Annotated in this window: 17 protein-coding genes and 1 other RNA gene; 4 read left to right on the top strand and 14 right to left on the bottom strand. The window is 59.9% G+C overall.

The features are described 5' to 3' along the window. Window positions 1-40: 40 nt before the first annotated feature. The 5 genes from ACMGGE_RS07510 to ACMGGE_RS07490 are packed head-to-tail and all read right to left on the bottom strand — an operon-like array spanning window position 41 to window position 4815. Window positions 41-811, bottom strand: a complete 771-nt coding sequence (locus tag ACMGGE_RS07510; RefSeq protein WP_045910269.1) for a 3-hydroxybutyrate dehydrogenase — start codon at window positions 809-811, stop codon at window positions 41-43. A gap of 10 nt (window positions 812-821) precedes the next feature. Continuing rightward, complete coding sequence (locus ACMGGE_RS07505) at window positions 822-2216, bottom strand: GntP family permease (RefSeq protein WP_420293600.1); 1395 nt, start codon at window positions 2214-2216, stop codon at window positions 822-824. A gap of 41 nt (window positions 2217-2257) precedes the next feature. Beyond that, a complete protein-coding gene (locus tag ACMGGE_RS07500; RefSeq protein WP_223540315.1) occupies window positions 2258-3439 on the bottom strand; it encodes an acetyl-CoA C-acetyltransferase in 1182 nt (393 codons plus the stop codon). 9 nt (window positions 3440-3448) lie between these two features. Continuing rightward, the gene (locus ACMGGE_RS07495) at window positions 3449-4105 is read right to left on the bottom strand and encodes a CoA transferase subunit B (protein WP_420293599.1); all 657 of its coding nucleotides are present in this window, start codon (window positions 4103-4105) and stop codon (window positions 3449-3451) included. Between the two features lie 2 nt (window positions 4106-4107). Further along, window positions 4108-4815, bottom strand: a complete 708-nt coding sequence (locus ACMGGE_RS07490; RefSeq protein ID WP_045910273.1) for a CoA transferase subunit A — start codon at window positions 4813-4815, stop codon at window positions 4108-4110. 140 nt (window positions 4816-4955) lie between these two features. Here ACMGGE_RS07490 and ACMGGE_RS07485 point away from each other — a divergent pair, with 140 nt between their 5' ends. After that, complete coding sequence (locus tag ACMGGE_RS07485; RefSeq protein ID WP_420293598.1) at window positions 4956-5849, top strand: LysR family transcriptional regulator; 894 nt, start codon at window positions 4956-4958, stop codon at window positions 5847-5849. Here the strand turns inward: ACMGGE_RS07485 and ACMGGE_RS07480 are convergent. The 8 genes from ACMGGE_RS07480 to ppsR all read right to left on the bottom strand — a co-directional run bounded on the left by ACMGGE_RS07480 (window position 5846) and on the right by ppsR (window position 13975). Then, window positions 5846-6625, bottom strand: coding sequence for a heme ABC transporter ATP-binding protein (locus ACMGGE_RS07480; RefSeq protein ID WP_420293597.1), 780 nt, complete (start codon window positions 6623-6625; stop codon window positions 5846-5848). The two genes, ACMGGE_RS07485 and ACMGGE_RS07480, sit on opposite strands and share 4 nt — an antisense overlap. Beyond that, window positions 6618-7610, bottom strand: a complete 993-nt coding sequence (locus ACMGGE_RS07475; protein WP_420293596.1) for a FecCD family ABC transporter permease — start codon at window positions 7608-7610, stop codon at window positions 6618-6620. Before ACMGGE_RS07475 ends, ACMGGE_RS07480 begins: the two co-directional genes overlap by 8 nt. Then, a complete protein-coding gene (locus ACMGGE_RS07470) occupies window positions 7610-8431 on the bottom strand; it encodes a heme/hemin ABC transporter substrate-binding protein (protein ID WP_045910276.1) in 822 nt (273 codons plus the stop codon). The genes ACMGGE_RS07475 and ACMGGE_RS07470 overlap by 1 nt, the downstream gene beginning before the upstream one ends. Beyond that, a complete protein-coding gene (gene chuS / locus ACMGGE_RS07465; RefSeq protein ID WP_420293595.1) occupies window positions 8428-9456 on the bottom strand; it encodes a hematinate-forming heme oxygenase ChuS in 1029 nt (342 codons plus the stop codon). Before chuS ends, ACMGGE_RS07470 begins: the two co-directional genes overlap by 4 nt. Before the next feature lie 47 nt (window positions 9457-9503). Further along, on the bottom strand, window positions 9504-11486 hold the full coding sequence (locus tag ACMGGE_RS07460; protein ID WP_420293594.1) for a TonB-dependent hemoglobin/transferrin/lactoferrin family receptor: 1983 nt from the start codon (window positions 11484-11486) through the stop codon (window positions 9504-9506). A 77-nt stretch (window positions 11487-11563) separates the two neighbouring features. After that, window positions 11564-11746 carry a hemin uptake protein HemP gene (hemP, locus tag ACMGGE_RS07455; RefSeq protein WP_024909414.1) on the bottom strand — a complete coding sequence of 61 codons (183 nt, stop codon included), beginning with the start codon at window positions 11744-11746 and terminating at the stop codon, window positions 11564-11566. Window positions 11747-11942: 196 nt separating this feature from the next. Continuing rightward, entirely contained in the window at window positions 11943-12989 is a 1047-nt protein-coding gene (gene aroH / locus ACMGGE_RS07450; RefSeq protein WP_008500645.1) for a 3-deoxy-7-phosphoheptulonate synthase AroH, read from the bottom strand. A 152-nt stretch (window positions 12990-13141) separates the two neighbouring features. Further along, complete coding sequence (ppsR, locus tag ACMGGE_RS07445; RefSeq protein ID WP_008500644.1) at window positions 13142-13975, bottom strand: posphoenolpyruvate synthetase regulatory kinase/phosphorylase PpsR; 834 nt, start codon at window positions 13973-13975, stop codon at window positions 13142-13144. 335 nt (window positions 13976-14310) lie between these two features. Here ppsR and ppsA point away from each other — a divergent pair, with 335 nt between their 5' ends. From ppsA to ACMGGE_RS07430, 3 genes are all read left to right on the top strand, one after another. Continuing rightward, window positions 14311-16689 carry a phosphoenolpyruvate synthase gene (gene ppsA, locus ACMGGE_RS07440; RefSeq protein WP_048027555.1) on the top strand — a complete coding sequence of 793 codons (2379 nt, stop codon included), beginning with the start codon at window positions 14311-14313 and terminating at the stop codon, window positions 16687-16689. A 233-nt stretch (window positions 16690-16922) separates the two neighbouring features. Further along, entirely contained in the window at window positions 16923-18323 is a 1401-nt protein-coding gene (locus tag ACMGGE_RS07435; protein ID WP_045910281.1) for an MFS transporter, read from the top strand. Window positions 18324-18326: 3 nt separating this feature from the next. Continuing rightward, window positions 18327-20702 (top strand): glycoside hydrolase family 3 N-terminal domain-containing protein, encoded by a 2376-nt coding sequence (locus tag ACMGGE_RS07430; RefSeq protein ID WP_420293593.1) that lies wholly within the window; start codon window positions 18327-18329, stop codon window positions 20700-20702. A 5-nt stretch (window positions 20703-20707) separates the two neighbouring features. On the opposite strand, the gene rprA is transcribed toward ACMGGE_RS07430, so the two are convergent. Then, window positions 20708-20815, bottom strand: an RNA gene (rprA, locus tag ACMGGE_RS07425) — antisense sRNA RprA. Window positions 20816-20907 lie beyond the last annotated feature (92 nt).

Below are 20907 nucleotides of genomic sequence, written 5' to 3'. Positions count from 1 at the left end.
TTTTGGCCGGGGGGCGGATTCGCCTTACCCGGCCTGAACATCACTGCGCGACCCAGCCGCCGTCCATATTCCACGCGGCGCCGCGAACGTTAACGGCGCTGTCGCTGCACAAAAACAGCGCCAGTTCACCCAACTGCTCCGGGGTAACAAACTCGCCCGAAGGCTGTTTCTCTGCCAGAAGCTGTTCGCGAGCGTGCTCCGGCGGTACGCCGTCAGCGATACGTTTGTCAATTTGCTGCTGCACCAGCGGGGTCAGCACCCAGCCGGGACAGATCGTATTGGCGGTAATGCCGGTGCGCGCGGTTTCCAGCGCCAGCGATTTCGTAAAGCCCACCACGCCGTGCTTGGCTGCCACGTAGGCCGACTTCTCTTTTGACGCGACCAGCCCGTGAACGGAGGCGATATTAATGATGCGCCCCCAGTTTTTCTCGCGCATGGCAGGGAGTGCCAGCCGGCTGGTGTGAAACACCGACGAGAGGTTAATGGCGATAATGTCGTTCCATTTCTCCACCGGAAACGCGTCAACCGGCGCCACGTGCTGTATGCCAGCGTTGTTGACGAGAATGTCCACGCCGCCAAACTGCGATTCGGCGTAGCGCATCAGGGCTTCTATTTGCAGGACGTCACGCAGGTCTGCATCGTGATAGCCCGGCTTTTTGCCCAGTTGCGCAATCTCAACAATTGCTGATTCGCTGTCGCCGAAACCGTTGAGGATCAGCTGCGCCCCGGCCTTCGCCAGCACGCGGGCGATCCCCAGGCCAATGCCGCTGGTCGAGCCGGTGACCAGGGCGGTTTTACCGTTCAGATTCATCTTTCTCTCCTTACACAATGCCGGTCAGATAGAACACGGCAATGACAAAAAGCACTGCCAGACTTTTAATAATCGTGATAGCAAAAATGCCGCCGTAGGCCTGGCGATGGCTCAGGCCAGTGATAGCCAGCAGGGTAATCACCGCCCCGTTATGGGGTAGGGTATCCATTCCCCCGCTCGCCATTGACGCCACGCGGTGCAGCACCTCAAGGGGGATATTGGCGGCGTGCGCGGCGGCGACAAACGTGTCGGACATGGCGGCGAGCGCAATACTCATCCCGCCGGACGCCGAGCCGGTGATCCCCGCGAGAACGGTCACGCTGATGGCTTCATTCAGCAGCGGATTCGGAATGGCCGCCAGCGCGTGGGATAACACCAGAAAACCGGGAAGGGCGGCGATAACCGCGCCGAAACCGTACTCCGAGGCGGTATTCATCGCCGCCAGAATGGCACCGCTCACCGCCGTCCGGCTGCCTTCTGCCAGGCGTCCCCGGATGTTGCGGAAGCCAAAAATCAGCACCAGCACGATACCGGCGATCAACGCCGCCTCCACGGCCCAGATGGCGGTGATCTTGCTCACCTCGGTCACGATCGGTTTCGCCAGACCGGGCAGGGTCAGCTCGTGGCTCGTGCCGTACCAGCCGGGGATCCATCGGGTAAACAGCAGGTTCAGTATGCCCACCATCAGCAGCGGGGCGATGGCAATCAGCGGATGCGGAAGGTTAATGTTGTCCGGCGTCTCCGGTTCATTTTTCAGATCCGTGCCGTAACCTTCGTTGTTGCTGAGCGCCTTACGCCGCTGGCGTTCCAGCCAGAGCAGGCCAAAGACGATAATGAACAGAGAGCCGATAAGCCCCAGCCACGGCGCGGCCAAGGCGTTGGTACCAAAGAAGCTGGTGGGAATGATGTTCTGGATCTGCGGCGTGCCGGGCAGGGCATCCATGGTAAACGAGAATGCCCCCAGCGCCACCGTGGCCGGGATCAGCCGTTTAGGGATACCGCTCTGGCGGAACAGTTCCGCGGCGAACGGGTAAACCGCAAACGCCACCACGAACAGCGACACGCCGCCGTAGGTTAACAGCGCACACACCAGGACAATCACCGGGATGGCGTGGCGACGACCGAGGATCTGAATCGCGGCGGCGACGATGGAGCGCGAGAAGCCGGAAAGCTCAATCAGTTTGCCAAACACCGCCCCCAGCAGGAACACCGGGAAGTAGAGCTTGACGAAGCCCACCATTTTTTCCATGAAAAGACCGGTAAACGTCGGGCCAACGGCGCCCGGATCGGTCAGCAGTACCGCACCGAGCGCCGCAATCGGCGCAAACAAAATCACGCTATATCCGCGATAGGCCGCCAGCATCAGCAGCGCCAGCGCCGCCAGGGCAATTAATACACTCATCACGACTCCTCACTGTCATTATTATTCGGGTACCAACGTGATGTTTAACGCTCGACGGTGAGGGCAATGCCTTGCCCGCCGCCTACGCACAGGGTGACGAGCCCCTTTTTGACGTCACGGCGCTGCATTTCGTACAGCAGCGTCACAAGGATGCGGCAGCCTGAGGCACCAATCGGATGACCGAGGGCGATCGCGCCGCCGTTAACGTTCACCCTGCGTTCATCCCAGCCGAGCTGCTGGCCCACCGCCAGCGCCTGGGCGGCAAAGGCTTCATTGGCTTCGATGAGGTCCACGTCATCGAGCGTCCAGCCCGCCCGCGCCAGCGCCGTCTGGCAGGCGCTGACCGGCCCGATGCCCATCACCGACGGGTCAACGCCCGTTACGGCATAGCTCACGATGCGCCCCAGAATCGGCAAACCGCTCTCCCGCGCCTTTTCGCCGCTCATCAGCAGCACCGCCGCGGCGCCGTCGTTGAGCGTGGAGGCATTTCCCGCCGTGACCGTGCCTTCCTCCTGCAAAAAGGCGGGGCGCAACTGCGCAAGCTGCTCGGCGGTGGTGCCTGGCCGGGGCTGCTCGTCACGGCTGACAATAAGCGGCGGCTTTTTACCCTGCCTCACTGTCACCGGGGCTATCTCGGCATCAAACCGGCCCGCTTCGGCGGCCGAGGCCGCTTTTTGCTGCGACCGGGCAGCGAAGGCGTCCTGCTGCTCGCGGGAAATGCCGTACTGCCGGGCGACGTTTTCAGCGGTGATTCCCATGTGGTAATCGTTGAACGCGTCCCACAGACCGTCCGTGATCATGCTGTCCTGCAGGCCCGTATGGCCAAAACGCAGCCCTGAACGCGCGCCGTCCAGCAGATAGGGGGCGTTGCTCATGCTCTCTTGTCCGCCGGCAATCACTACCTCAGCGTCGCCGCAGCGGATCGCCTGCGCGGCGAGCTGCACTGCTTTTAATCCCGCGCCGCACACCAGGTTGACCGTTGTCGCTGGCGTGCTGACGGGTAACCCGGCGGCGATGGCCGTCTGACGCGCAGGGTTTTGTCCGCATCCCGCCGTCAGCACCTGGCCGAAAATCACCTCATCTATCGTCTCAGCAGGAAGACCGCTGTTTTCAAGCAGACGATGAACCGCGACGGCCCCCAGCTCAGCCGCAGAGAGGGGCGCGAGCGATCCGCGAAAACTGCCAATGGGGGTCCGCGTTGCCCCGACAATCATGACCTCTTTCATTCTGAATCCTCAGCTAAAGCGCATCTCGCGAACGTCGTCCGCCACAATCATTTTTCCGGCCGTCTTAGCCGCTATTTCGTCGATACTGACGCCGGGGGCGTATTCCCGCAGGATGAACGCGCCGTCCGCGATTTCGAGCAGCGCGAGGTCGGTTAAGACCCGGCGGATGCAGCCCGCGCCCGTAAGCGGCAGCGTGCAGCGCGACAGCAGCTTTGACTCACCGCTTTTTGATGCGTGGGTCATCACCACGATAATGTTCTGCGCCCCGGCGACGAGATCCATCGCGCCGCCCATCCCCTTGACCATCTTTCCGGGGATCATCCATGAGGCGATATTGCCTTCGACGTCCACCTCAAACGCGCCCAGCACCGTCAGGTCAACATGGCCGCCGCGGATCATGGCAAACGACTGGGCCGAGTCGAAAATGGCCGCGCCCGTCCGTGCGGTCACGGTCTGTTTACCGGCGTTGATCATGTCGGCGTCGAGGCTCTGCTCGTCAGGGAACGCGCTCATCCCCAGCAGCCCGTTTTCCGACTGAAGCATCACGTCCATTCCTTCCGGAATGTAGTTCGCCACCAGGGTAGGAATGCCGATCCCCAGGTTGACGTAATATCCGTCGCGCAGCTCGCGGGCGACGCGCATGGCCATCTGTTCACGGGTTAACATCGTCACACTCCTTCCGCGCGCAGCGTGCGCTGTTCAATGCGTTTTTCAAACTGGCCAACAATCAGCCTGTCGACGTAAATGCCCGGGGTATGAATGGCCGACGGGGGAAGCTCACCCGGCGCAACAATCTCTTCCACCTCGACGACCGTTATCCGGCCCGCCGTTGCCATCAGCGGATTAAAGTTTTGCGCGGTATGCCGGTAGACGACGTTGCCGTACCAGTCCGCTTTCCAGCCCTTGATCAGTGCGAAATCCCCCGTAATGGCCTCTTCGAGGATGTAATGCTTACCGGCAAACTGGCGCACGTCTTTGCCTGCAGCCACGGGGGTGCCGTAGCCGGTGGCCGTGTAAAATGCCGGAATACCCGCGCCGCCCGCGCGCACCTTTTCCGCCAGCGTGCCCTGAGGCGTGAGTTCAATCTCCAGTTCACCGCTCAGTACCTGCTGCTCGAACAGCGCGTTTTCGCCGACGTAAGAAGCCACTACCTTACGAACCTGCCGCGTCTCAAGCAGGAGCCCGAGACCGAAGCCGTCCACGCCGCAGTTGTTTGATACCACCGTCAGATCTTTCACCTGACGGCGTCTGACCTCTGCAATCAGGTTCTCCGGAATACCGCACAGGCCGAAGCCGCCCGCCAGCAAAGTCATCCCGTCCGTCAGCCCATCCAGCGCCTGCGCATAGCTGTCGACGCGCTTATCCAGTCCCGCCATCGTCATTCCTCCTCTTAACCGTGGCGGTATCATTAGGGGCGGCAACTCATTTGTTAATTTTGAATTTGTGACCCACTCATTTGGTTTTTCTATTAATTTCCTGTTAACTAAATTTTTTCAATTAGTTAACAGGATGAAAAATGAGAATGAGTGTCAAACAGTTACGCGCGTTTTTAGCGGTAGCTCACACTCTGAATTTCGCCCACGCCAGCGAACGGCTGAATCTCTCCCAGCCAGCTCTGAGCCTGACGATTAAAGCCCTGGAGGACGCGCTCGGCGGACCGCTGCTGCAGCGGAGCACGCGCAAGGTCGCGCTGACGCAGGAGGGCGAGACGTTTTTGCCGATGGCGCGGCAACTGCTTGCCGACTGGGATAATGTCGAAGAGGCGATGCACCAGTGCTTTACCCTGCAGCGCGGTAAAATCTCGGTCGCGGCCATGCCGTCGTTTGCCGCGAATGTCCTGCCCGAGGTGCTGAAAGCGTTTCGCGATCGCCATGCCGGGATCAACGTCACCGTGCATGACGTGATTAACGAGCAGGTGATTGAGATGGTGCGGGAAGGTCGGGTCGAGATGGGCATCGCCTTTGAGCCCGCGCCCACACACAACCTGCTGTTTACCCCGCTGGGTCTCGACCGCTTTGTTGCCATTGTGCCGAAATATTCCCCGCTGGCGGGCAAAAAGCGCCTGACATGGGAAGCGCTGCTGACGCTGGATTTCATCACCCTGCAGCGCCCGTCGGCGGTGCGTCTGATGATGGAAGAGGAGCTGGCGCGAAGCGGCAGAAAGCTGGACGTCGCGCTTGAAAGTCATCAGCTGGTGACGGTCGGGCGGATGGTCGCAAGCGGGCTGGGCGGCAGCGCCGTACCGGCGCTCTGCAAGACGCAGATGGCGTCGCTGGGCGCGGTCTGTATTCCGCTGGACAGCCCGCCCATTGAAAAGTGTATTGGGGTGATCCATCCCGGGCACACGCAGCTTTCAAAAGCGGCGCATGCCCTGCTGGAAACGCTGAAGGATTTTTACCAGCCCGATTAAGGGGCGAGAAACACCTGTGGCGCGGCGTGAGCCGGGTGCCTGCCGACATGAACCTGTGCGCCGTACCAGTGCGCCAGCGCATCGGCCTGCAAAACGGTTTCCGGCTCTCCCTGGGACACGATCCTGCCGCTGTGCAGGAGCAGGAGGCGATCCGCCCACAGCGCTGCCAGGTTGAGGTCGTGCAGCACCGCGCAAACGTGCAGATGTCCCCGGCTGGTCAGGGATTTCAACAGGCGCAGCAGATGCTGCTGGTGATAGAGATCGAGCGCAGACGTGGGTTCATCAAGAAACAGCCAGCCGCGCGGCGCACCGTCGCACCAGAGCTGAGCCAGCGCGCGGGCGAGCTGAACGCGCTGCTGCTCGCCGCCGGAGAGCGCGGCAAACTGCCTGCCCGCCAGCGGTAAACAGCCGGTGATGGCCATGACCGCCTCGATCACCGACGCTTCCGGTGTGCGGGTCCAGGGCGCACGCCCCATACCGACGACCGCCTCAACCGGCCAGTCAAATCCGAGCTGCGTGTTCTGGCGCATCACCGCCCGGTAGCGGGAGAGCTTGTCCGGCGACCAGGCCGCAAGCGGTGTGCCCGCCAGGCTGCACCGTCCGCCCGCAGGTTTAAGGTAGCCGGTAAGCAGCCGCAACAGCGTCGATTTCCCGGCGCCGTTGGGGCCAATCAGCGCCACCAGCTCGCCCTGAGATAAGGTCAGCGACACGTCGTTAATCAGCGTGCGTTGTCCGGCGCGAAAAACAAGGTTTTCTGCACAATAGCGTTCAGTCATGCGCACCTCCGCGACGAAAGATAAGCCACAGGAACCACGGCGCGCCGAGAAGGCTGGTCAACAAGCCGACCGGCATTTCCGCCGGGGCGACCAGGCTACGCGCCAGCGTATCGGCCACCAGCAGGAGCAGCGCACCGGCCAGCACCGAACCGGGGAGCGTGGCCCGGTGGTCGGCTCCCAGCCACATGCGCACCAGGTGCGGCACCACCAGGCCGACAAAACCGATCACGCCGCTGACCGCAACGGCGGCAGCTACCAGCAGGGCACTGCACAACAGCAGGATGCGCTGCACAGCGGCAACCTCCACGCCGAGATAGTGCGCCTCTTCATCGCCCAGCTGCAGCAGGTTGAGGGGCCCTGCCAGACGCCAGATCGCCAGCAGGGTGGGGATCATCAGCGACGCGACGGCCAGCAGCGTCGACCACTGCGCCTGGCCGAGGCTGCCCATTCCCCAGAGGGAAAGCTGGCGAAGCTGGGCATCATTGCTGAGCCATGACAGCACGCCGACGGCGGCGCCGCACAGGGCGTTGATGGCAATCCCTACCAGCAGCAGGCGCGACAGGGAAGCGTCACGCTGTCGGCTGAGCAGGAAAATCACGACGGTGGCGGCCAGCGCGCCGAGAAACGCCGCCAGCATCGGGGCATACAGCATCACCAGCGCTGGCAGCGAGAGCGGAAGCACCACCCACAGGGCGACGGCAAGCGCCGCGCCGCTGCTGATGCCGAGCAGGCCCGGGTCCGCCAGCGGGTTGCGAAACAGCCCCTGCATTACGCACCCAGCCAGCGCCAGCGAACCGCCGATCGTCAGCGCCAGCAGCACGCGAGGCAGGCGGATCGTTAGCCATATTTGGCGCAGGGCCTCGTCGGTGCCGTTCCACAGCAGGCTGACCGGCAGGCGCAGCGCGCCAATGCCGCTGGCCGTCAGCGTCGTGACGACCAGCAGCGCGGCCAGCATCCATAATGACAGGGCGGCTCGCCGGGACATCAGGGCAGTTGCTCCGCTTTGGCACGCAGCTCCCGGATGGCTTCCGGCGTTCGCACGCTGAAGCCCAGCAGCGCCATGTCATCAATCGCCAGCACCTGCCTGTTCCGTCCTGCCGGGGTTTGCGCCAGGCCGGGCAGCGCCCACAGATTCGCTTCCCCACCCAGGGCGTTGATGCCGTCCTGCGAAATCACCACCAGATCGGGTCGGCTGGCAATCGTGCCTTCCTGAGACAGCGGCTGATAGCGGGTGAACCCCTGCATCGCGTTCTGCAGCCCCGCCGCACGAATGGCCGCGTCCGCGCCGGTCTGTTGTCCGGCAGCCATAGCGGTCATCCCGCCGTGGTTGAGAATAAACAGCACCCGCTTATTGAGCGGTGACGCGGGAAGTGCCGACAGCGCCTGACGCAGCGTGTTGCGCAAGGCTTCCCCCTCGGCCTCGCGGTGCGTCGCTTCAGCGACGATCCGTACCTTTTCGTCAATGACGCTCAGATCGTTACCGGCAGGAATTGCGATGACCCTGACGTGGCTTTGCTCAACCTGCTTGAGCGCCAGAGACGGCTGCGCCTGGGCGCTGGCCAGCACCAGCGTAGGGCGCATGGATAAGATCCCTTCCGCGTTGAGCTGGCGCAGATAGCCCACGTCCGGCAGTGCGGTTGCCGCCTGCGGCCACTGGCTGGTGCTGTCGCGGGCCACGAGGGAAGAAGCCGCGCCGAGGGCGTAGACAATCTCGGTGACGTCGCCGCCGAGCGTGATGATTTTCTCCTGCGGCGCAGCAAACGCCAGCAGGGGCAGGGCGCTGAACAGGGCAAGCCACCGTTTCATGCGGCCAGCCCTTTCGCCGTTAAGGCGTCAATCTGGCTGCGCCACTGGCTCTGCTCCGGCTCGCCTTCCGTACGCTGGCCGTACAGCTGGGCGATTTGCGTCCCGTCGGCGGCAAACAGCTCCAGGCTGGTGACATGCCCGTCCGCGGTCGGTTTGCGCGTGACCCACGTCTCGGCAATCGCGTCTTCAAGCAGGTGCATGGTAAAGGTTGGGTTGAAGATGTTCAGCCAGCCTTTCATCGGCGCCAGCTTTTCCACCACGCCGGTGAAAATCTGCACGCAGCCGCGGTTGCCGACGAAGACCATGATTTCATTGCCGTCCCGACGCGCCGTCTCCAGCAGCTGCGCCAGCGCGCTGTTCTCTACCCGACAGGCCAGATCGTCCCCCACCAGGCGAAACGCCTGCTGGCGGCTGAGGTTATGACGTTTGAGCAGGCTAAAGAACTGATGCACGTCGGTCATGGCGCGCCACTCTTTGTCCACGAGGGCGGCTTGCGGACTTTCCGCGTGAGCAGGCGCGTCGGGCGCCTTTAACGCCAGCGGTGGATTATCGGCAAAGATAAAACGGGTCAGCACGTCGCCCCAGGCGGAAAGGTCGGTGTTGTCCGTGGCGTAGACCTTCAGCAGGGCATCGCCCTGATGGTCGAAGAACTGGATGCTTTGCCGCTCGCCGCGGGCGGTGGCTTCACTGATGTGAAACGCGCTTGCCCACTGATTGAGGAACAGGCGCAGATCCAGCGCGCGCGGGTTCAGTACCAGCCCGGCATGGCCGTTCAGGTGCTGGTTGGTGAAGTTCCCGACCTGCTCGTGAACGGCGTAGTCGTTGCGGCAGATACATTTGGTTTCGCCCACCGCCTCCAGCGCGCCCAGGATCTCGCGGACTTCACCGTGCAGTCGCCAGGCGTCGTGGCCCACGCGGGCAAAGGTCAGCTCCGCTTCGCTGATGTTCATTAGCCCTGCAAGGTCGCGCGCGTACTTACCCGGATTTTCTTCTTTTAGCTCAAGCCAGCGTGTGTAGTGATTCATTGTCTCTTCCTTTCAAAGCAATGCCCCGGTCAGCCGGGGCGAAGGGATTACCATTGATAACTGACGAAAATCTTCCCGTTACGGCCGTCCTGCGGAATGCCCTGAGGTGAGCAGTACGCTTTGTCGAAGGCGTTGCCGAGTACCAGCGTCGTGGTCACGCCTTTGAGCCGTTCCTGGCCCTTATAGCTGACATAGAAGTCATTGACCGCATAGCCCGGCTGCTCGCTGTAGCTGCTGCTGATATGCGTTGAGCGATCGACAAAGGTGCCAATCCAGCCGACGGAAAAACCGCTCTGTGCCACCGGAATGTCCAGCTTGCTGGTGACAGTATCCGGGTTGATGCTGGAGATGTACTCGCCCGTATCGGTATCTTTCCCGCGCGTGCGGTTGTAGGCCAGGTCGAGGTTGAAGAAGTCGGCAGAGTATTTTGCCATCATGTCCCAGCCCCAGATTTTGGCGTGCGGGACGTTATACGACATGGTGGTTGCCGCCGCGAAATTGACGGTGGTGGAGATATAATCTTTGGCTTTGGTATCGAAATAGCTGGCTTTAAACTCCAGTGCATCGTTGGCAAGCAGCAGATCGTCAAAGCGCAGGCCAAAACCAAACTCCTGCGTTTCGTTGGTTTCCGGGCGCAGGTTCGGGTTCGGCACCCAGTAGTTGGTATAGAAGCGGCCAATAGAGAAGTGTTTGGCGTCGTTGTACATTTCGCCCATGGTGGGCGCGCGGAACGCCTGCGCGTAAGAGCCAAACAGCATCAGCCAGTCGGTCGGGCTGACGGTTAACCCGGCGCGGGATGACCACTTGTCGGCATCGACATCGTCGTAGCCATTGCTGCTGCCGCGGTAGTTGTCATACCGTGTGCCGCCCAGCAGGGTGACCGGCAGATCGCGCAGGGTAATTTCGTCCTGCAGCCAGCCGGAGCTGAAGTCGATTTTCGCCTCCGGGAAGCCGGTGGTTGCCCCGCCCGGATGCTGCTCCTGACGATAATATTCCCCGCCGTAGGTCAGGAGGTGTGATGCTAAGGTGTCGCTGAACAGGCGGGTGCGGTTTTCCACCTTGCCGCCTTTGGTGGTCTGCTTGCGGAACTCACCGCTGTTGTCGATATTCTGGGCATTAATGCGCGCTTCGGACCAGTAGACCTTCGCGTCGGCGTTCAGCCAGTCGTTACCTTCCGGGGCGATGTGATAGCCCACCTGCGCGTCACGCTGAATGGTGGAGCGATCGGTCATCGGGTTGCTGCTGTCCGCCCCGGGGGTTTGCGGATTTTTCGGTTCCTGAGCGTCGTTATTGTAGTAGCGCAGGGAGCCGCTCAGGGTCTGGGCCGGGTCGATTTTCCAGCTGCCTTTCGCCAGCATGTTATTGATGGATTCGTCGTTAGGGGCGGTTGCTCCGTCGCTCTGGCGAATATCACCGCGATCCCGGCTGGACCAGGCCACCAGACCGTCCAGGGTGTCGGTGCGGCCGTAGGCGCTGGCCCCCATGCCGAGACTGTGATCGCCCGTCGCGCCTGTCCCAAACACGCGGTAGCCGCTGTTTTTACCCGGCTCCAGCAGATCTTTCGCATCGGCGGTATCATAGGAAATCACGCCGCCCAGCGCGCCGCTGCCGTACAGCAGGGCCGACGGGCCGCGAACCACTTCGATACGTTTAATCAGCGCCGGATCGAGGAACGTGCTGTTCAGGTGACCGGTGTCGGTGCCCTGACGCACGCCGTCAACCAGCACCAGCACGCCGCGACGGTCATAGCCGCGCAGGTTCACGTCCTGCCCGTTGGTGCGCCCGGTGCCGTCCAGCGTCAGTCCGGGGACGTTACGCAGCAGGTCGGCCGCCGAGCTGGCGGTTTGCTTCTCCGGCGCGCTGGCGTCAATCACGCTCACCATCATGGGGGCTTCAAAGGCGCTGCGGGCGTTGCCCGTGGCGGTGACGGTAATGTCATCTGTGGCAGCAAACGCCGCGGTCGGCAGGGCGCTGACAATCGCCAGCGTCAGAAGTGACGGGCGTAAAGACGCGGAAGGCAGGTGTGGCATAGCAACTCTCCATTAGAATTGAAAAGCGCTGGCTGCCTGGGGTTTACCTGGGTGGCTGGCGTAGTTTTTTGTGTTGTTTATTTTGTGAGGATCAGTTTTCCGGCATGGGTCTGGCGCAGCAGATAGCGCTGGCCGTCATGCTCGATAATGACCCGGCCCTCATCACCGAGCAGGGTTTTGCTGTCAATCCGACGCTCGGTTGGGGCTGGTGCTGTGTCTGTTTTTGCTGGCGTTGCCGCGCTGTTATCCGTACGTGACATAATGTTTATAAATAACAATCAATGTAACAATGATAATCATTATCAATAAACTGCAAATTCACGGCAAGCGTTTTTGTGAAAAAAGGGTGAGAGGGTCAATATTGTGCAATGAAAAGCCCGGTGGCGGCTTCGCCTTACCGGGCCTACAACGGCAAGAATCGTAGGCCGGGTAAGCGCAGCGCCACCCGGCAGGATGTTAAAAGCGTGTGTCCACGGCTGCTGCGAGTTTCTCCAGCAGCAGCTCGCTGTCTTCCCAGCTCAGGCACGGGTCGGTGATCGACTGGCCGTACACCATCTGCTGGCCAGCAACGATTTTCTGCGTACCTTCTTTGATAAAGCTCTCCGCCATAATCCCTGCAACAGCGGTTGAACCGCTGCGGATCTGCTGGCAGATCTCATCGCAAACGTCCAGCTGGCGGCGATGCTGCTTCTGGCAGTTGCCGTGGCTGAAGTCCACCACCAGATGTTCCGGCAGGTCGAACTCGGCCAGGGTTTCACAGGCCGCCGCAATATCTTGTGCATGGTAATTGGGTTTCTTGCCGCCGCGCATGATGATGTGCCCGTACGGGTTACCGCTGGTCTGGTAGATGGTCATATGACCGCTCTTGTCCGGTGACAGGAACATGTGGCTGGCACGGGCCGCGCGGATGGCATCAACCGCAATACGGGTATTGCCATCGGTCCCGTTTTTAAAGCCGACCGGACAGGAGAGGGCGGAGGCCATCTCGCGGTGGATTTGGCTTTCAGTGGTGCGTGCGCCAATCGCGCCCCAACTGATCAGATCGGCGATAAACTGCCCGGTCACCATATCAAGAAACTCGGTGGCGGTCGGCACGCCCAGCTCGTTGACCTGCAAAAGCAGCTTACGTGCCAGCTCGATGCCGTGGTTCACGCGATAGCTGCCGTTCAGGTCAGGGTCGGAAATCAGCCCTTTCCAGCCCACCACGGTACGCGGTTTTTCAAAGTAGGTTCGCATCACAATCTCAAGGCGGTGCTGATACTTATCCCGCAGGCCCTGAAGCCGTTTTGCATAATCCATCGCGGCATCCAGATCGTGGATGGAGCAGGGACCAATCACCACCAGAAGACGCTTGTCTTCACCATTAAGTATTTTTTCAATGCGGCGGCGGGAGGCCGTCACGTGTTCCGCAACGGCAGCGGAAACAGGATGCCGCTGAGCCAGTTCAGCCGGCGTAACCAGGCTGTCAATGCGCGCAGTGCGGAGTTCATCGGTTTTATTCATGGAATGTCTCAGAAAATTTTTGCTTCATCGGCAGACTACCGGGAAGTGATGGGCATCACCTTAAACCAATCCCTGCTGATTTCAAGTTCGGGGCGACACCGCCCCGTGGTTGCCGATGATGATACCTGAATCTGAGTCAGTGTACTAGCATATTAGTACATGCGGCGGTTAAGTCCCATGATGTCGAGAATTTTGGTGGCAATTTCTTCCACAGAGTAGTTGGTGCTGTTCAGCCACGGGATCTGATTTTTGCGGTACAGGGCTTCCACTTCGGAGACCTCCATCCGGCACTGGCGCATGGAGGCGTAACGGCTGTTCTCGCGGCGCTCTTCGCGGATGGCAGCAAGGCGTTCCGGATTAATGGTCAGGCCGAACAGTTTGTGCTGCAGCGGCTTAAGGGCGGCGGGCAGCACCAGGTTATCCATATCGTCAGCAATAAACGGGTAGTTGGCGGCGCGAATGCCGAACTGCATCGCCAGGTAGAGGCTGGTCGGCGTTTTGCCGCAGCGCGACACGCCAAGCAGGATCACCTGCGCCTGGTCGAGATTACGCAGAGAGATACCGTCGTCGTGCGCGAGGGTGTAATCGATGGCGGCGATACGTGCATCGTACTTGGTCAGGTTGCCGGGGTTCAGCCCGTGGGTACGGTGGGCGATAGGCGTCGGGTCGAGCTTCAGCTCGCTTTGCAGCGGAGCCACCAGCGCCTGCACGATATCCTGGCAAAAGCCTTCACTCTGCAGAATGATGGCGCGAATCTCGGGGATCACGATGGAGTAGAACACCAGCGGGCGGACGCCGGTCTGCTGGTAAATGGCGTCGATCTGGTCCTTCACCGCTTTGGCGCGGCTCTCATTTTCGACAAACGGCAGCGTAATGCTGTTGATCGATACGGGAAACTGCGACATCACCGCGTGGCCCAGCACCTCGGCGGTGATCGCCGTACCATCAGAAATATAAAAAACGTGACGATCGACAGCACTATCCATTTTACCCACCCTGAATATCAGACGTAATTGTCTGAAAGCATAAATTAAAAAAGTAATTTACACAGCAAAGAACTTATCCTAATTATGAATGAAACGCTGTTTTTGATTTTCCTGAAAAGTGGATTTCATTTTTCAAATAGCGACTTTATTTTTGGGGTTTCTGGCTGAATATAGAGGAATCATCGGGTTAATCGTTGATGGGAAAGTATCCGAAAAGTTGAAATTTTAAATTGCTTACACGATTCACCGTTTTTTTAGCGGAAATAAATATGCCAGTATAAATACGTAGTCAGGTGTTACTTACTCCGATCAAATATCACAAAAGGATTGTTTCGATGTCCAACAATGGCTCGTCACCGCTGGTGCTTTGGTATAACCAACTCGGCATGAATGATGTAGACAGAGTTGGGGGCAAAAATGCCTCCCTGGGTGAAATGATTACAAACCTGTCGGGTATGGGTGTCTCCGTACCGAACGGGTTTGCCACCACCGCCGATGCCTTTAACCTGTTTTTAGACCAGAGCGGTGTTAACCAGCGCATTTACGACCTGCTGGATAAAACGGATATTGATGACGTCACCGAGCTTGCCAAAGCCGGGGCGCAGATCCGCCAGTGGATCATCGACACACCTTTCCAGCCGGAACTGGAAAAAGCCATTCACGACGCATACAACCAGCTCTCTGCTGACGATGCGCAGGCCTCCTTTGCCGTGCGTTCCTCTGCGACCGCGGAAGACATGCCGGACGCTTCGTTTGCCGGGCAGCAGGAAACCTTCCTGAACGTCCAGGGTTACGATGCGGTGCTGGTGGCCGTGAAGCACGTGTTTGCTTCCCTGTTTAACGACCGTGCCATCTCCTATCGCGTGCACCAGGGCTACGACCATCGCGGCGTGGCACTTTCCGCTGGCGTGCAGCGCATGGTGCGCTCGGACGTGGGCTCATCCGGCGTGATGTTCTCCATTGATACCGAATCCGGCTTCGACCAGGTGGTGTTTATCACCTCCGCGTGGGGTCTGGGTGAGATGGTTGTGCAGGGTGCGGTTAACCCTGACGAATTCTACGTTCACAAGCCTACGCTGGCCGCTGGTCGTCCGGCGGTGGTGCGCCGCACCATGGGCTCGAAAAAAATCCGCATGATCTATGCCCCGACCCAGGAGCATGGCAAGCAGGTTAAAATTGAAGACGTACCGCAGGAGCAGCGCGACCGCTTCTCCCTGACCGACGCCGAAGTGCAGGAGCTGGCGAAGCAGGCGGTGCAGATTGAAAAACACTACGGCCGTCCGATGGATATTGAATGGGCGAAAGACGGGAACACCGGCAAGCTGTTTATCGTGCAGGCGCGTCCGGAAACCGTCCGCTCACGCGGCCAGGTGATGGAGCGTTATACGCTGCACGCCCAGGGCAAAATCGTGGCGGAAGGCCGTGCTATCGGTCACCGCATCGGTGCTGGTCCGGTGAAAGTGATCCACGACATCAGCGAGATGAACCGTATTGAGCCCGGCGACGTGCTGGTGACCGACATGACCGACCCGGACTGGGAACCGATCATGAAGAAAGCGGCGGCTATCGTCACCAACCGCGGCGGCCGTACCTGTCACGCGGCGATCATTGCCCGCGAACTGGGTATTCCTGCGGTTGTCGGCTGCGGTGATGCTACCGAGCGCATGAAGGACGGACAGAACGTGACCGTCTCCTGTGCCGAAGGCGATACCGGCTACGTGTATGCCGATATCCTCGACTTCAGCGTGAAGAGCTCCAGCGTGGATACCATGCCGGACCTGCCGCTGAAGATCATGATGAACGTCGGTAACCCGGACCGCGCGTTCGACTTCGCCTGCCTGCCAAACGAAGGCGTAGGCCTGGCGCGCCTGGAATTTATCATCAACCGTATGATCGGCGTTCACCCGCGTGCGCTGCTGGAGTTTGACGACCAGGATCCGAAGCTGCAGAACGAAATCCGCGAGATGATGAAAGGCTACGACTCGCCGAAAGAGTTCTACGTCGGCCGTCTGACCGAAGGGATCGCGACGCTGGGTGCCGCTTTCTATCCGAAACGCGTGATTGTGCGTCTGTCTGACTTTAAGTCTAACGAATACGCCAACCTGGTCGGCGGCGAACGCTACGAGCCGGAAGAAGAGAACCCGATGCTGGGCTTCCGCGGGGCCGGACGCTACGTGTCCGACAGCTTCCGCGACTGCTTCGCGCTGGAGTGTGAGGCGGTGAAGCGCGTGCGCAACGACATGGGACTGACCAACGTGGAGATCATGATCCCGTTCGTACGTACCGTGGATCAGGCGAAAGCGGTTGTGGACGAGCTGGCGCGTCAGGGTCTGAAGCGCGGCGAGAACGGGCTGAAGATCATCATGATGTGTGAAATTCCGTCCAACGCCCTGCTGGCCGAGCAGTTCCTGGAGCACTTCGACGGCTTCTCTATCGGTTCGAACGACATGACGCAGCTGACGCTGGGTCTGGACCGCGACTCCGGCGTGGTCTCCGAGCTGTTCGATGAGCGTAACGAGGCGGTGAAGGCGCTGCTCTCCCTGTCCATCCGCGCGGCGAAGAAGCAGGGCAAATACGTCGGGATTTGTGGTCAGGGTCCATCCGACCATGAAGACTTCGCTGCCTGGCTGATGCAGGAGGGGATTGATAGCCTGTCCCTGAACCCGGATACGGTGGTGCAAACCTGGCTGAGCCTGGCGGAACTGAACAAGTAACCGCTTAAAAACGGATAAAGGCGAGGAGATATCTCCTCGCCTTTTTTATTTTCCCTCTTATTTGCTCCCCATCACAAATAAAGTAAAAAACCAAATATCATAATTTGTCTGTCAATTTAGACAATTGTTAGTGCGCAACACGTTGCTAATACTTGAGCCTTACTGCGCATTTCCCTTTCAGTGATGCGCAACTGGTTGAAATACGTTTTAACCTGATAAAAAGGCAAATAACAATGACACTCTCCTCTGTATTGCGTACCAAAGATAAAATAGGTTATGGCTTAGGTGATATGGCCAGCGCGCTGGTGTGGCAAACGGCAACCTTATTTCTCGCTTATTTCTATACGGACGTTTTTGGACTGCCCGCCGCAATCATGGGCACCATGTTTTTAGTGGTGCGTGTGGTTGATGCGTTTGTCGACCCGTGCATTGGCGCCCTGGTGGATCGCACCCAGACGCGTCACGGTCGTTTCCGTCCCTGGCTGCTGTGGTTCGCCATTCCGTTTGGCGTAAGCTGCCTCATCACTTTCTATGTACCGGACGTGGGACCGACGGCGAAAATCGTTTATGCCTGTGTGACCTACGCGATCTTAAGCCTGATTTACTCCGCCATTAACGTACCTTACTGCGCCATGCCCGGCGCGCTGACGCTGGATCCGCGCGAGCGTCACTCCCTGCAGTCGTGGCGCTTTGGCCTGTCGTTTATCGGCGGGTTGATTGTGACGGTGATTGCCCTGCCGCTGGTCTCGCTGTTAGGCCAGGGCAACGTGCAGAAAGGCTATTTCTATGCCATGAGCCTGATGGGGCTGCTGGGCATTGTGCTCTTTTTCTGCTGTTTCCTCATGACCCGAGAGCGCTATTCGCCGCGCAATGATACCTCCGGCTCCATGCTGACCGATTTAAAACTGCTGGCCGGTAACAGCCAGTGGCGCATTGTTTTCCTGTTTAATATTTTGCTGTTAACGGCGGTGGTAACGCGTGGTTCCGCCACGATGTATTACGTGAACTATGTGCTGTTGCGCCCGGAGCTGGTTTTTGCCTTTATTGTTTCCGGAATGGTCGCCTCCTTAAGCGGCGCATTATTATCTGAACGGCTGCTGGGGAAATTTGACCGCGTGCGCGCCTACCAGTGGACCATTATTTCCTTCGTTATTTTCGGCGCGCTGATTTTCTTCCTGCCGCCTTCGCAGGTGTGGCTGATTTTTGGCCTCAACATCGTCTTTAGCTTTGTGCAAAACCTGACCACGCCGCTGCAGTGGACCATGTTCTCCGATGTGGTCGACTACGAAGAGCATCGCAGCGGCCGCCGCCTGGATGGCTTGGTCTTCTCCACCGCACTGTTTGCCATCAAATTCGGCCTGGCGCTGGGTGGCGCGGTGGTCGGCTGGGTGCTGGGCATGGTGGATTACGCCCCGGGACAGGCAACTCAGGCACCCCACGTACTCTCTACGATTAACGCGCTGTTCACCCTTATCCCTTGCGCGCTGTTCCTTTGCATGGTCGCGCTGCTTGCTATCTACAAGCTCAACAGTCGGCTGGTGGATTCCATCGCCCGGGAGTTGGCCAGCAAGCGTGAGGTGAGACCCGACGCGGGGCAGCTCAGCCCAACAATCCCTTCCGCACTACAGGAGTAAAACATGACAGCTATCTATAAGGACGCGGGACGTCCCGTGCACGAGCGCGTCGCCGATTTACTGGCGCGTATGACCCCGGAAGAGAAATTCGCCCAGATGCATGCCTACTGGCTGATCCTCGATGAAAACGGCAACCATCGCGAACGCAGCGATCTCAGCGATGAATTCGCTGGCGTGAGCGAGCAGGCAGCGCTGAGTGAACGGCTAAAGCTGGGCGTCGGGCAGATCACCCGTCCGCTGGGTACCCATATCGTTGACGCGAAAACCGGGGTGCGCGCCGCTAACCGCCTGCAGCGCATGATGATGGAAGAGACGCGCCTCGGCATTCCGGCATTGTTCCATGAAGAGTGCCTGGTGGGGTTGCTGTGCAAAGACGCCACCCTGTTCCCGTCGTCGCTGAACTACGGCTCTACCTGGGACCCTGAACTGGTACAGCGCGCGGCAGAGCAGATCGGTGTAGAGGCGCGGTCCGTCGGCTGTCAGCAGGGGCTGGCGCCGGTGCTGGACGTTTCCCGCGACGTGCGCTGGGGGCGAACCGAAGAGACCTTCGGGGAAGATCCCTGGCTGGTGGGGGTGATGGCAACCGCCTACGTGAAAGGGTTGCAGGGCGATAAGCGCGATCTGCTGGCGACGCTCAAGCACTACGTGGGCCACTCGTTCAGCGAAGGGGCGCGCAACCATGCGCCGGTACATCTGGGCTTTAGCGAACTGAACGACACCTTCCTGCTGCCGTTTGAAATGGCGGTGAAGCTGGCCAATGCCGGGTCGGTGATGCCGGCCTACCACGATATCGACAATCAGCCGGGGCACAGCGACAGCTTCCTGCTGACCACCGTCCTGCGCGAACAGTGGGGCTTCGACGGGATTATTGTCGCGGATTACGGCGGCGTCAGCCTGCTGCACCAGCATCATGGTGTGTCCCACGATGCGGCCGAATCCGCCGCGCTGGCCTTTAACGCCGGGCTGGACGTCGAGTTGCCGAAAGATGACTGCGCGCGCCATCTGGCGGACGCCGTTGAGCGCGGGCTGATTTCTATGACCAGGGTGGATGAGATCGTGGCGCGCGTGCTGACCGAAAAATTCCGCCTGGGCCTGTTTGAAAACCCGTACGCGGATGAAAATGGTATCGATCTGCAAAATGACACCACCCGGCAGATTGCGCGGGAGGTGGCGACGAAATCGGTCACGCTGCTGGAAAACAACGGTATTTTACCGCTCGGCGGTAAGCCCCGCGTGGCGGTGGTGGGGCCGACGGCAGACGATCCGCTGGCGTTGCTCAGCGGCTACAGCTTCCCGGTACATCTGATCATCAGCGATATGGTTGAAGAGACCTCGCAGGTAACGACCCCGCGCGCGGCGCTGGAACACTACCTCGGTGCGTCGCAGGTCCGTTACGCCAAAGGGTGTCACATCATCGAGAAACGGATGGCGGGTGCGCCGGTCTTCCCGGGCGACAGCGGCGGTAAGCCGATGCAGCAGTCGCCGGTCTCACAAAGCACCGCGCTGATCCCCGAGGCCGTGAACGCGGCGCAGGAGAGTGACGTGGTGGTGGCCTGCGTGGGCGATCTCGCCGGGCTGTTCCAGAGCGGAACCGTGGGGGAAGGTTCCGACACCGACTCCCTGAATCTGCCGGGCGTGCAGCAACAGCTGCTGGAGGCGCTGGTAGCGACGGGCAAACCGGTGATTGTCGTGATGACCGGCGGGCGCCCGTACAACCTGCAGGGGCTGGAGGATAAGATCGCAGCGCTGCTGGTGGCGTGGGCGCCAGGGCAAGAAGGGGGCTGGGCGATCGCGGACGTGCTAACGGGACGCGCTGAGCCGCAGGGGCGTCTGGTGGTGAGCGTGCCGAAAAGCGCCGGGGCAATGCCGTATTACTACAATCACAAGCTCAAAAGCGGCGGTACGCCGTTTGCGTTCCACTTCGGTTCACGTTATCCGTTTGGCTTCGGCCTTGGCTGGACGACGTTTAGCTGGGGGGCTGCCCGCGTAGCTGAAAGCAGCGTGCCGGTCGACGGCGAGGTGACGCTGAGCGTGGATATCACCAATGCCGGGGAACGCAGCGGCAGCGAGGTGGTGCAGGTTTACGTGAGGGATAAGGTCGCCACTCAGGTACGTCCGCTTCAGGAGCTGAAGGCGTTCCAGCGCGTCACGCTCTCGCCGGGCGAAACCGCCACGCTCAGCTTTACGCTACCGGTTGAGATGTTCAACTTTACCCGCCGGGACGGGAAACGCATCGTTGAGCCGGGCGAGTTTGAACTGCAGGTTGGCGCATCGTCGGCGGATATCCGCGCGGCGGTGACGGTTAATGTGACAGGGGAAACGCGGGTGCTGCCTGTTGAGTGGCGGATGCTCAGTACCTGTGAGGTTAAGCGCGCGTAGTCAGGATAAAAAAAAGCCCATCGTGGGAGATGGGCAAAGACTACACACAGCAATTCGTTGTTTCACTCAGGGGATTTCCATGCTTATAAATCAAGGTGTTGATCTATAACCGTGTCCTAATAGTAGGCATGTCATCTTTTAGCGTCGATCGGATTCGTCTCAATAGTTAAAGAGACGTAAAGATTTTTTAAGGTGAATAGCGGAC

The sequence above is a fragment of the Enterobacter sp. BNK-22 genome (assembly GCF_048684805.1).
Taxonomy (GTDB): domain Bacteria; phylum Pseudomonadota; class Gammaproteobacteria; order Enterobacterales; family Enterobacteriaceae; genus Enterobacter; species Enterobacter quasiroggenkampii.
This window is presented reverse-complemented; position numbering and strand designations above follow the sequence as displayed.